Here is an 11793-nt window from a genome sequence, read left to right on the forward strand (position 1 = left end):
CTCAGGTCTCGCTGTCGTCGACCGGCCGCAGCCCCAGGGCAAAGGTGGCGCGCAGGGCCTCTTCCGGCTTGGTGTCGGCGGTAAAGGTAAAGCCCGCCGACCGCCCGATCCGCGAAAAGTCCCACTGCGCGCGCGGCACCAGCATCTTCTGCCAACCCTCCGCCACGAAGACCTGAGCCGTGCCGCAGCCCGGCCAGTGCCGCCCGGTGTCGCCCACCATCACCACCGGCACGCCCTCGAACACGATATCCTCCGCCCCGGTCTCGATCTGGCCCGAAACATGATGCGGGCAGCAGCTGTTGCCGAGGTCGATCCGGGGCACCGAATAGGGCGAGCCCAGGGTGGCGATCCGCCGGCCCTGCACCACCGGCCCGTCGGGCAGCGGGTTGCGGATGCGCCCGATCCCGCCCTCGCTCACCACCTGCGCCCCTTCGAAGGCAACGTGGCGCTTGCGCCCGGCAAGCCAGTTGAGAAGCAGGATCAGCTCCTCCTCGAACATTCCCGAAAGCTCGATCATCACCGCCTCCCGCAGGTCCGCCGCGATGCTATGCCGCCTGCGGGCCGAGCGCAAACACGTGTCAGAGCCCGAGCCTGTCCTTCAGGGCGGCCAGCGTGGCCCGGTCGGCCTCGCTCCACTCGGCGCGGCGCGAGCGAAAGAGCGTGGCCTGACTGCGGTGCACGCAGCCGTCGGCCAGCACCTTCAGATGGTTGGCGCGCAGGGTCTCGCCCGAGGAGGTGATATCGGCGATCGCCTCCGCCGACTCGTTCTTCACCGTCCCCTCGGTCGCGCCCTGGCTGTCGATCAGCGCGTAATCGGCCACGCCTTCCTGGCGCAGGAAGTCGCGCACCAGCCGGTGATACTTGGTGGCAATCCTCAGCCGGTGGCCGTGAACCGCCCGAAAGGCGCTGGCCGCCGCATCGAGATCGTCCAGCGTGTCGACATCGGCCCAGAAGGCGGGCACCGCGATGACGAGGTTCGCATGGCCAAAGCCGAGGAGTTCCAGCTCCTCCACCCGCTGCTCCCAGCTGGCGATCTTTTCACGCACCAGGTCCGAGCCGGTGACGCCGAGGTGAATCCGCCCCTCCGCCAGCGCGCCCGGAATCTCCCCCGCGCTCAGCAGGTGCAGCTCGCAGCCCTCCACGCCCTCCACCGCGCCCGCATATTCGCGCTCGCTGCCGGTGCGCTTCAGCCCCACGCCTCGCGCCCCGAACCAGTCGAAGGTCTTGTCCATCAGCCGGCCCTTGGAGGGCACGCCCAGCTTCAGCATCAGCCCGCCCCTCCAAGCTCGACCAGCAGCGCAGGCCGGATCACCGCGCCCACCGCCGGAATCTCCCGGCCCTGCCCCAGCACCCGGCAGAGCGCATCGTAGCGCCCGCCCGTGGCCACCGCCGGCAGGTCGGGCCGCTGCGGCGCGAAAAAGCCGAAGACGAAGCCGTCGTAATATTCAAGCAGGGTGCGGCCAAAGCTGCCCTCGAACTCCAGCGCCGCCAGGTCGATGCCCGCCTCGGCCAGCGCGTCGAGGCGGCGGGCAAAGGTGTCGAGCGCGGGCGAGAGCGCGGGCATGTCCACCGCGAGGTCGCGCAGGTGCTCCAGCGCATCCACCGGGTCGGCACGCACGCCCAGCAGGTCATCGAGCAGATCGAGCTCCGCCTGCGGGATCGGCGGCTCCTGGGCATCGGCCCGGAGCGCCGCGATCCGCGCAAGCACCTCCTCGGCCCGGCGCAGGCCAATCTCCGGCCCGGCCCCGGCCAGCACCTTCTCGGCCGGCTCCGCCTCCAGCCGCTGTAGCAGCGCCGCCCGCGTCGCGGGTACCCCGGCGCGCCCGCCGAAGCGGTCGAGCAGCGCCTTGAAACGGCGGGGCCGCCACAGGTGCCGCATCAGCGCCGCCCGGCGCTTCTCGCTGGTCGAAAGCCCCGCCACGGCCGCACTGAGCACCCCGATATCGCCAATCGCCGCCCGCAGCCCCTTGCCGGCAAGGCATTGCGAAATCAGGGCAAAAACCTCGGCATCGGCGCGCGCCCGGTCGCCCCGGTCGAAGAGCTCGAAGCCCACCTGCTCGAACTCCGAAGGCCGCCCCGAGTCGTCCTCCTGCATCCGAAAGACCGTGCCCGCGTAGCAATAGCGCGCGGGCTCCTGCCCCTGCGCCATATGCGCCTGCACCACCGGCACGGTAAAGTCGGGCCGCAGCATCAGCTCGCCGCGGAGCGGGTCGTGGCTCACATAGGCTCGCGCGCGGATTTCCTCGCCGTAGAGGTCCAGCAGCGTGTCGGCCGGTTGCAGCACGTCGGCACCCACGCGCAGCGCACCCGCCGCCTCGAAGAGGCCGATGAGGCGAGAGACCTCTTCGCGCGGCACCTCCTTGAGCATCAGGCGCGATCCAGCATCTTGGCGATCTCGGCCACGAGATCGGCCCGCGCCACCTCCACCTGCGCCGGCTGCTCGGCCCATTCCTCTCGGGAGAGGCCCTCCGCCAGCTTCGCCCCAAGCACCAGGTCCTTCAGCTGCACCACGCCGCGCTCGGCCTCGTCGCCGCCCTGGATCACCGCCACCGGGCTTTGCCGTTTGTCGGCGTATTTCAACTGGTTGCCAAAGTTCTTGGGGTTGCCGAGATAGACCTCGGCCCTGATCCCGGCGGCCCGCAACTCGCCCACCATCGCCTGGTAATCGGCCATCCGCTCCCGATCCATCACCGTCACCACCACAGGCCCCCGGGTCTCGCCCGAAAGCCGCCCCTTGGCCCTGAGTGCAGCCAGCAGCCGATCCACCCCGATGGAGACGCCGGTGGCAGGCACCGCCTGCCCGGTGAACCGCTTCACCAGGTCGTCATACCGCCCGCCGCCCGCCACCGAGCCAAACTGGCGAGGCCGCCCCTTCTCGTCGGTGATCTCGAAGGTCAGCTCGGCCTCGAACACCGCACCGGTGTAGTAACCCAGGCCGCGCACCACGGAGGGGTCCACCTCGATCCGGTCCGGCCCGTAGCCCTGCGCTGCCAGAAGCGCCGCGATCTGCTCCAGTTCGGCGATCCCCTCCGCGCCAATCGCGCTCTCGCCCACGGCGGCGCGCAAATTCACAAAGGTCTCTTCGGCGCTCGCGGCCTTCGACGTCAGAAACGCCACAACCGGATCGGCCTGCACCGCCTCAAGCCCGACGCCCTCGATGAAGGCCCCGCTGTCATCCTTCCGGCCCTTTCCCAGAAGCTCGCGCACGCCCTGCTCGCCCACCTTGTCGAACTTGTCGATGGTGCGCAGCACGGCACCGCGCTGGCCCTCATCGGCCAGCCCCATGCACTCCAGCACGCCGTTCAGCACCTTCCGGTTATTCACCCGGATCAAGTAATCCCCACGCGGAATGCCCACCGCCTCCAGCGTATCCGCCAGCATGGCGCAGATCTCCGCATCCGCCGCCGGGCTCGCGCTGCCGACCGTATCTGCATCGCACTGATAGAACTGCCTGAACCGCCCCGGCCCCGGCTTCTCGTTGCGCCAGACCGGCCCCATCGCGTAGCGACGATACGGGCTCGGCAGATCGTTCCGATACTGCGCCGCCACCCGCGCCAGCGGGGCCGTCAGGTCGTAGCGCAGCGCCACCCAGCCGCTGTCTTCCTCCTGCCAGGCAAAGACCCCCTCGTTGGGCCGGTCCACGTCGGGCAGGAACTTGCCCAGCGCCTCAACCGTCTCCACGCCGCTGGTTTCCAACGGATCGAAGCCGTAGAGCGCATAGACCCGCGCGATCTCGGCCAGCATCGCGTTGCGCTCCTCCACTTCCGCGCCGAAATAGTCGCGGAAGCCCTTGGGCGTCTCGGCCCTGGGCCGGGGCTGTTTCTTCTCTTTCGCCATGGTGCGGGGCCTTCAAAACCAGTCGCGCGGGGCATAGCGCAGCGGGGCCATGCCCGCAAGCAAGGGCTGGCGGCGGCAGGGGCGCCGCTATATGCACGTTACATGACTGACCGCCTCGAAGAAGAACTCGCCCACATCACCCGCGCGGTCGAAGACCTGCACGAAATGGTCGTGGACCATGGCAAGCGGCTCGACGTGATGGAACGGCGGGTCGAATTGCTGATGAAGCGGGCTGCCGAGAGCGACTCCGCCAGCACCGGCGGCATTGTGCTGGGCGACGAGCGCCCGCCGCACTACTGACGGCCCTTACCGGACGGCGGCGGCCACCAGCTTGCGGTCGTGCATCAGCAGCTCGAAGCTCTGGCGCGCGCCGGGCGTCGGATAGACCGAGACGAAGGCCGTCGACTTCTCGAGCCGGTTCAGCTTGCCCTCGCTGCACACCGCCTTGCCGCAGCCGCGGATACCCGCATAGGCCTTGTCGGTCTCGGTGCGCAGCACCCCGCCGCCGCCGCCGTAGTTGACCAGTTCATAGAGCGCCAGGTTGCCGAAGAGCGCCACCGCGCCGGTCACCTTGCGCGGGCAGCCGTCCTTGAAGCCGGTGACGAAAAAGTTGCGCGGCCCCACCGCGCCGGGGCGGGTGTCGTAGAGCTTCCACTTGCCGTTCTTGTCGATCAGCTGGCCCAGCTCGGTGCCCCGCGCACCGCAGCTTTCTTCCACCGCGCCGAAGGGCAGCGTGGCTTGCGGCGATTTCGACGAGGCGGTGCCGCTGGCCTCGGGCACCGAGACACAAGCGGACAGGAGCGCAGCGAGCGCGGTCAGGGGCAAGATGTATTTCATGGCAGCAGCAGCTAGATATCTTCGACGGTCAAGACGCCACTCAGGGACTTGAGCGCGCTCTTGATCTGCGGATTTACCGGAAAATCGCCTTCAAGCTCAAGGTGGACCTCCCCCGGCAGGTCCGCCGCTATCAGGCACAGGCTCACCGCGCCGCGGGATTTCGAGGCCTTGTCGGCCTCCGCGCGATCGAGCAGCGAGCGCACCGCAGCCGCCGCCGCGACGTCATCGAGAAAGAGCCGGATGTCGCTCCGCCCGGCCTGTGCGGCCACCGCGTCGATCGGCGCCACCGAGCGGCCCAGCAGCTTCAGCTGGTCGGCCTCCATGGTGGCCTCGCAGGTGATCACCACGTTGCTCCCCGCGTCCAGCAGATCGCGGGATTTCTCGAGCGCCTCCGAGAACAGGGTTACCTCGTAAAGCCCTGTCGGATCAGAGAGTTGCACGAAGGCAAAGCGGTTGCCGCGCGCGCTCTTGCGCTCCTGCCGCCCGGCCACCGAGCCGGCCAGCTTCACCACCGCCGGGGCGCGCTCCACCTGCCGCATCACCTGCTCCAGCGTGCTCACGCCCTGCCGCTTCAGCGGGCCCATGTAGTCGTCCAGCGGGTGACCCGAGAGGTAGAAGCCGATCGCCTTGTGCTCCTCCCCCAGCCGCTCTCCCACCATCCAGTCATCCACGCTGGGAAGGCGCGGTTCGGGCAGGTCGTCGCCCGCCTCGCCAAAGAGCGAAACCTGAGCGGAAGCCCGCTGATCGTGGATCGCCGACGAGTAGTTCACCAGTGGATCGAGCGCCGCAAACACCCTGTGCCGATTCGCATCGAGCGCGTCGAAGGCCCCGGCGCGGGCCAGCATTTCAAGCGGGCGCTTGCCGATCTTCTTGAGATCCACCCGGCGGGCGAAATCGAAGAGAGAGACAAACTCGCGCCCGTCCCGCGCCTCCACGATGAGCCGCATCGCATCGGCCCCCACGTTCTTCAGCGCGCCCAGCGCGTAGACGACCCGGCCCTCGCTCACGCTGAAGGTCTCCAGCGAGCGGTTCACGCAGGGCGGCACGATCTCGATCCCCAGCCCCCGCCGCACCTCCTCGGCATAGACGGCGAGCTTGTCGGTCAGGTGGATATCGCAGTTCATGACGGCGGCCATGAACTCCACCGGGTGGTTCGCCTTCAGCCAGGCGGTTTGATACGACACCACCGCATAGGCCGCCGCGTGCGACTTGTTGAACCCGTAGTTGGCGAACTTCTCCAGCAGGTCGAAGACCTCGGAGGCCTTCTTCTTCTCCACCCCGTTCTCCGCCGCGCCCTTCTCGAACTTGGGCCGCTCGGCGTCCATCGCCTCCTTGATCTTCTTGCCCATGGCGCGGCGCAGCAGGTCGGCGCCGCCGAGGCTGTAGCCCGCCATCACCTGGGCAATCTGCATCACCTGCTCCTGGTAGACGATGATGCCCTGGGTCTCTTCGAGGATATGGTCGATCAGCGGATGAACGCTCTCGATCTCGCGCTGCCCGTTCTTCACCTCGCAATAGGTCGGGATGTTCTCCATCGGGCCGGGCCGGTAGAGCGCCACCAGCGCCACGATATCCTCGATGCAGTCGGGCTTCATGCGCCGCAGCGCATCCATCATGCCCGAGCTTTCCACCTGGAACACGGCAACCGTCTTTGCGCTGGCGTAGAGCTTGTAGCTCTTCTCGTCGTCCAGCGGGATCGCGTTGATTTCGTTCACCGCGCCGTCGGGCGGCTCGTAGAGCGTTTCGCCATCCGGCCCGATGTGGATCGGTCGCCCGCCCGCGTTGATCAGGTCCACCGCGTTCTGGATCACCGTCAGCGTCTTGAGGCCCAGAAAGTCGAACTTCACCAGCCCCGCCTGCTCGACCCACTTCATGTTGAACTGGGTCGCCGGCATGTCGGAGCGCGGATCCTGGTAGAGCGGCACCAGCTCGTCGAGCGGCCGGTCGCCGATCACCACGCCCGCTGCGTGGGTGGAGGCGTTGCGCAGCAGCCCCTCGATCTGCTGGCCATAGGTCAGCAGCCGGTCCACCACCTCCTCGTTGCGCGCCTCCTCGCGCAGCCGCTCCTCGGTGGCCAGCGCCTTCTCGATCGACACCGGCTTGACCCCCTCCACCGGGATCATCTTGGAGAGCCGGTCCACCTGGCCGTAGGGCATCTGCAGCACACGGCCCACGTCGCGCACGGCGGCCTTGGAGAGCAGCGCCCCGAAGGTGATGATCTGCCCCACCCGGTCGCGGCCATACTTCTCCTGCACGTAGCGGATGGTTTCCTCCCGCCGGTCCATGCAGAAGTCGATGTCGAAGTCGGGCATGGAAACCCGCTCGGGGTTGAGAAACCGCTCGAAGAGCAGCGCATAGCGCAGCGGGTCGAGGTCGGTGATCGTCAGCGCATAGGCCACCAGGCTGCCCGCGCCCGAGCCCCGCCCCGGCCCCACCGGAATGCCCTGCTCCTTCGACCACTTGATGAAATCGGCCACGATCAGGAAGTAGCCGGGAAAGCCCATGCCCTCGATGATGTCGAGCTCGAAGTCGAGCCGTTCCTGGTACTCCTCCACGGAGGCCGCATGGGGGATCACCGCGAGCCGCGCCTGCAGGCCCTCGTTGGCCTGCCGCCGCAGCTCCTCCACCTCGTTCTCGGCGAACTTGGGCAGGATCGGGTCGCGCCGGTAGGCCATGAAGGCGCAGCGCCGGGCGATCTCCACCGTGTTCTCCAGCGCCTCCGGCAGATCGGCAAAGAGCGTCGCCATCTCCTGCGCGCTCTTGAAGTAGTGCTGCGGCGTCAGCCGCCGCCGGTCTTCCTGCTGGTCCACATAGGCACCCTCGGCGATGCAGATCAGCGCGTCATGGGCCTCGTAGATCTCGGGCCTGGGGAAATACACGTCATTGGTGGCCACCAGCGGAATGCCCCTGGCATAGGCCATCTCCACATGGCCCCGCTCGCTGAGGCGCTCCGCCTCGGGCAGGCCGTCCTCGCCGGGGTGGCGCTGCAACTCCATGTAGAGCCGGTCGCCGTAGATCCGCGCCAGCCCCTCCACCAGATGCTCCGCCTTGGGCCGCTGGCCCGCGCGCAACAGCCGCCCCACCGGCCCGTCCGGCCCGCCCGTCAGGCAGATCACCCCTGCCGCATGCCGCTCCAGCTCCTCCAGCGTCACATGCGGCAGGCTCCCGTCGCCGCGCAGGTAGAGGCAGGAGTTGAGCTTCATCAGCGCTTCGTAGCCCGCCTCGCTCTGTGCCAGCAGCACCACCGGCGCGGGCGGCACCGGCTTTGCGCCCGGCGCAGCAGGCTCGTAGTCCAGGTCCACCTGGCAGCCCATGATCGGCTGCACCCCCGCCCCTGCCAGCGTGACGCTGGCCTCCAGCGCGGCGAACATGTTGTTGGTGTCGGTCACCGCGACGGCGGGCATCTCCGCCTTCTCGCAGAGGCCTGCCAGCTTCTTCACCGGCACGGCGCCCTCCAGCAGCGAATACTCGGTGTGAACGCGCAGGTGAATGAATCGGGGAGCAGCCATACCGCTACCCTATGGCGGGCGGGCGGCGGATTGAAGTAGCCTCACGCCCATGAACCTGCCCGCTCTCCTCGCGTCACTCGACGCCCGCGCCCACGCCGCCGCCGACTGGGGCAAGGTCGCCAGCTACATCCCCGAGCTGGCGCGGGTCGATCCGGCGCAATTCGCCATCTCGGTGGTGCTGGCCGATGGAACCCTGCACTCCGCCGGGCAGTCGCAAACGCGCTTTTCCATCCAGTCGGTTTCCAAGGTCTTCACCCTGGCATGCACCCTCTCGCGCATCGGCGAGTCGCTCTGGTCCCGGGTCGGACGCGAGCCCTCGGGCGACCGCTTCGACTCGATCCTGCTGCTCGAGCAGGAGCAGGGCCGCCCGCGCAACCCCTTCATCAACGCCGGCGCGCTGGTCACGACCGACGAGTTGCTCTCCGGCCGCGCGCCCAGGGAGGCGCTCTCCGAGATCCTCGGCTTCATCCGCGCCGCAGCGGGCGACGATGACATCCACATCGACGGAGAGGTCGCCGCCTCAGAGCAGGCCACCGGCTTTCGCAACATCGCGCTGGCCAACTACCTCAAGAGCTATGACAACCTGAAGAACGCGCCCGAGATGGTGCTGGGCACCTACTTTCACCAATGCGCCATCGAGATGACCACCGAGCAGCTTGCCCGCGCCGGTCGCGGCATCGCGGGCCTCCCCGGCGCACCGCTGCTGCTCTCGCCGGTCAAGCGCCGCCGCATCGCCGCGCTGATGATGACCTGCGGCCATTACGACGGCTCCGGCGACTTTGCCTTCCGCACCGGCCTGCCCGGCAAATCCGGCGTCGGCGGCGGCATCCTCGTGGCCGTGCCCGGCGTGGCCTCCGTCGCGGTCTGGTCGCCCGGCCTCAACGCCTGGGGCAACTCCAAGGTCGGCACCGAGGCCATCGAGCAGCTTGCGCACGAGACCGGCTGGTCGGTCTTCGGCTAGCCCCGCTCAACTCTCGGCAAAGACCGCGCCCCGCGCCGTGTCGCGCATGGTCATCGGCAGCTCCGAGGCGGCCTTCTCCCGGATCTGCACGATCCTTTCCTGCGCCGCATCCGCCGTGGCTTCGTCGGCGTTTTCCGCGACCAGGCCGAAGCTGCGCTCCCCGGTGCGGATCATCAGCACCCGCCGCGCGCCTGCGCTCAGGATCATCAGCTGAAACACGTCGCGCGCCACGGCCTTCATCTCGTTGGTTCAGTCGGTGGTGTCCCAGTCGGAAATGCTGCTGAACGTCATCGGTGATCCTCCCCCTGTCGCGGCCGGCATGGTGCGCGATGGGCGAAACGAGCACCAAGCGCCCCCGAACGGGCAGAACCCCGACCTGGCGTCAACTCCGCCGCTCACCCCACCTCGTAGCCCACGATCCGCCCCCGGAAGTAGGGCACCCACACCCCCTCCCGCAGGTAGCCCACCTCTCCGCGCAGCGGCAGCCGCCGCCCGCCGATCTCGCCGTGCTCCGAAAACACCCCGCGCCAATCCCGCAGCACCAGCGTGCCGCCCTCCAGCGAGGGCCGCCCCTCGGCCTCCATCTCCACGATCTCCCCGCCCTCCAGCCGGAACACCACGGCGACCTCCCCCAGCGAGGCCCGCAGCCGCCCGTCCGCCAGCACCTGCCAGCCGATCGCCCCGTTCGCCAGGATCGCATCGGGCGCCCAGGGCAGTTCGGCCAGGTAGCGCATCGCCTCCGACCGGTCGATCTCCGGGCCCCCTGCCCGCGCCACCGGCACCAGCCCGGCCAGCCGCGCCACCAGCCGCCCCCGGCCCCCGGCATAGGCGTCGATCACCGAAAACGCGCAAAACGGCCCCAGCCCGCGCACCCGCGCCAGCCAGACGAACCCCGTCGCCCGCAGCGCCACCCATTGCCGCGCCCGCAGCGCCTGCCATCCCGCCCCCGGCGCCATCTCCATCTCCGCCACCTGGCGAAACCGGGCCAGGCGCCCCGCGCCCCTGGCCCCCATCCGTGCCGCCAGCGCCCGCACCTCCTGCGGCAGCGCCACCGCCGGCCCCGCGCCCTCGCGCGTCTCCACCCGCCGCCGCAAGACCATCGCCTCGCCGGCCGCCCAAAGCGCCAGCGCGACCACGAGACACACCGCAAGGATCCCGATCCAGACCATGCCCCAGCCTCCCACGCCGCCCCCCGGCGCGCCTTGATCCGGCGCAAACCTGCCAAAACATAGCCTCCAGGCTAACTATCTTGACGCCACCACCCGACTCGTATTACCTAGCCACATGACTAACCATCTCGATCTCTTCTTCAGCGCCATCTCCGACCCCACCCGCCGGGCGGTGATCGAGCGCCTCACCCGCGGCCCCGCCGCGGTGAGCGAGCTCCACGCCCCGCACGACATGGCCCTGCCCACCTTCCTCAAGCACCTCAAGGTGCTCGAGAACGCGGGCCTCACCCGCTCCACCAAGAAGGGCCGTGTCCGCACCGTCCATATCGAGGCCCAACCGCTGGCCGCCGCCGAACACTGGCTGACCACCCAGCGCAAACTCTGGGAGGGCCGGCTCGACCGCCTCTCAGCCCTCGCAGAACGTCTTGAAAAAGGAGGCGACGCATGACCGCCCTGACCTTCGACACCCTCACCCTCACCCGTTCCATCGCGGCCCCGCCCGCGCGGCTCTTCCCGCTGATGACCGAGCCCGCCTACCGCGCCGAATGGGGTGCCCCCACCGAGAACACCCGGCTCGACATCGTCGAGGCCGATATCCGCCCCGGCGGCCGCGAACTCTCCCGTTGCGGCCCAAAGGACAACCCCGAGTTCGAAGTCACCACCGACTTCCACCATCTCGACGCCCCCGCGCTCCTGGTCTTCACCGAAACCATCCGCATCGACGGCGCGCCCCTCTCCTGCGGCCTCTGCTCCATCGAGATCACCCCCGAAGGCACCGGCTCCCACCTCACCGTAACCGCCCAGCTTTCCAGCCTGATCGGTGACGAAATGGCCGCAGGCTACACCCAGGGCTGGACAGCCGCGCTCGCCAACCTCGCCCGCCTCGCGGAAAGGCATGCCGCATGACCCCCGATCTCGACCTCCAGCTCTCCCGCCAGATCAAGGCCAGCCCCGCGACGGTCTGGACCTGCCTCACCACGCCCGAGCTGCTCTGCCAATGGTTCGTCCCGGCCCCGTGGCGCTGCGCCGAAGCGGTGATCGAGCCGCAGCCCGGCGGCCGTTTCTACAGCCTCTTCAAGGGCCCCGACGGCGAGGAAATGCCCAATGAGGGCGCCATCCTGCTGGCCGAGCCCGAGCAGCGCCTGGTCTTCACCGACTTCTTCAGGGCCGGCTTCGTGCCCAACGAAACCCCCTTCATGCTGGCCGATATCACCCTGGCTCCCAGGGACGGCAGCACCCATTACACCGCCCTCGTGCGCCACCGCACGCCGGAGGATCGGGCAAGGCACGAGGAGATGGGCTTCCACGAGGGCTGGGGCACCGCCGCCGACCAGCTCGCCACCTTGGCCGAAGGGCTCTGACGTCAAGGGGATGGCGGGTGGGGTGTCGCGCCTCAGGCGCGCACGTCACCCCGCCATCCGCACAAATTCCCGGCAGAACGCGCCAATTGCCGCCCAAACGGGCAGATTTCCCCTTGCCA

General features: G+C 69.0%; 13 protein-coding genes. 5 read left to right on the forward strand and 8 right to left on the reverse strand.

Going from position 1 to position 11793, the window contains the following annotated elements:
* Position 1: 1 nt before the first annotated feature.
* From BUR94_RS11785 to hisS, 4 genes are all read right to left on the reverse strand, one after another.
* Positions 2-517: a hypothetical protein gene (locus BUR94_RS11785; RefSeq protein ID WP_074256419.1), complete on the reverse strand. Its 516-nt coding sequence runs from the start codon at positions 515-517 to the stop codon at positions 2-4.
* A 61-nt stretch (positions 518-578) separates the two neighbouring features.
* Positions 579-1271, reverse strand: a complete 693-nt coding sequence (gene hisG / locus BUR94_RS11790) for an ATP phosphoribosyltransferase (protein WP_074256420.1) — start codon at positions 1269-1271, stop codon at positions 579-581.
* A complete protein-coding gene (locus BUR94_RS11795) occupies positions 1268-2368 on the reverse strand; it encodes an ATP phosphoribosyltransferase regulatory subunit (protein ID WP_074256421.1) in 1101 nt (366 codons plus the stop codon). The genes hisG and BUR94_RS11795 overlap by 4 nt, the downstream gene beginning before the upstream one ends.
* Entirely contained in the window at positions 2368-3837 is a 1470-nt protein-coding gene (gene hisS, locus BUR94_RS11800) for a histidine--tRNA ligase (RefSeq protein WP_074256422.1), read from the reverse strand. The genes BUR94_RS11795 and hisS overlap by 1 nt, the downstream gene beginning before the upstream one ends.
* Before the next feature lie 102 nt (positions 3838-3939).
* Here hisS and BUR94_RS11805 point away from each other — a divergent pair, with 102 nt between their 5' ends.
* The gene (locus tag BUR94_RS11805) at positions 3940-4137 is read left to right on the forward strand and encodes a SlyX family protein (protein ID WP_074256423.1); all 198 of its coding nucleotides are present in this window, start codon (positions 3940-3942) and stop codon (positions 4135-4137) included.
* A gap of 6 nt (positions 4138-4143) precedes the next feature.
* On the opposite strand, the gene BUR94_RS11810 is transcribed toward BUR94_RS11805, so the two are convergent.
* Both BUR94_RS11810 and dnaE read right to left on the reverse strand, forming a co-directional pair.
* A complete protein-coding gene (locus BUR94_RS11810; protein WP_074256424.1) occupies positions 4144-4674 on the reverse strand; it encodes a hypothetical protein in 531 nt (176 codons plus the stop codon).
* Between the two features lie 11 nt (positions 4675-4685).
* Positions 4686-8183, reverse strand: a complete 3498-nt coding sequence (gene dnaE, locus BUR94_RS11815) for a DNA polymerase III subunit alpha (protein WP_074256425.1) — start codon at positions 8181-8183, stop codon at positions 4686-4688.
* Positions 8184-8232: 49 nt separating this feature from the next.
* Here dnaE and BUR94_RS11820 point away from each other — a divergent pair, with 49 nt between their 5' ends.
* Positions 8233-9144, forward strand: a complete 912-nt coding sequence (locus BUR94_RS11820; RefSeq protein WP_074256426.1) for a glutaminase — start codon at positions 8233-8235, stop codon at positions 9142-9144.
* A 6-nt stretch (positions 9145-9150) separates the two neighbouring features.
* On the opposite strand, the gene BUR94_RS11825 is transcribed toward BUR94_RS11820, so the two are convergent.
* Together BUR94_RS11825 and BUR94_RS11830 are read right to left on the reverse strand one after the other, a co-directional pair.
* Positions 9151-9384 (reverse strand): hypothetical protein, encoded by a 234-nt coding sequence (locus BUR94_RS11825; RefSeq protein ID WP_084193012.1) that lies wholly within the window; start codon positions 9382-9384, stop codon positions 9151-9153.
* A gap of 155 nt (positions 9385-9539) precedes the next feature.
* A complete protein-coding gene (locus BUR94_RS11830) occupies positions 9540-10313 on the reverse strand; it encodes a DUF6544 family protein (RefSeq protein WP_074256427.1) in 774 nt (257 codons plus the stop codon).
* A 115-nt stretch (positions 10314-10428) separates the two neighbouring features.
* Here BUR94_RS11830 and BUR94_RS11835 point away from each other — a divergent pair, with 115 nt between their 5' ends.
* From BUR94_RS11835 to BUR94_RS11845, 3 genes are read left to right on the forward strand one after another with little or no spacing between them, the layout of a single operon-like run.
* Positions 10429-10761: an ArsR/SmtB family transcription factor gene (locus tag BUR94_RS11835; RefSeq protein WP_074256428.1), complete on the forward strand. Its 333-nt coding sequence runs from the start codon at positions 10429-10431 to the stop codon at positions 10759-10761.
* Entirely contained in the window at positions 10758-11219 is a 462-nt protein-coding gene (locus BUR94_RS11840; protein ID WP_074256429.1) for an SRPBCC domain-containing protein, read from the forward strand. Before BUR94_RS11835 ends, BUR94_RS11840 begins: the two co-directional genes overlap by 4 nt.
* Positions 11216-11674 carry an SRPBCC family protein gene (locus BUR94_RS11845; RefSeq protein WP_074256430.1) on the forward strand — a complete coding sequence of 153 codons (459 nt, stop codon included), beginning with the start codon at positions 11216-11218 and terminating at the stop codon, positions 11672-11674. Before BUR94_RS11840 ends, BUR94_RS11845 begins: the two co-directional genes overlap by 4 nt.
* Positions 11675-11793: the final 119 nt, after the last annotated feature.

It is taken from the genome of Vannielia litorea (assembly GCF_900142295.1).
Classification (GTDB): Bacteria; Pseudomonadota; Alphaproteobacteria; order Rhodobacterales; family Rhodobacteraceae; genus Vannielia; species Vannielia litorea.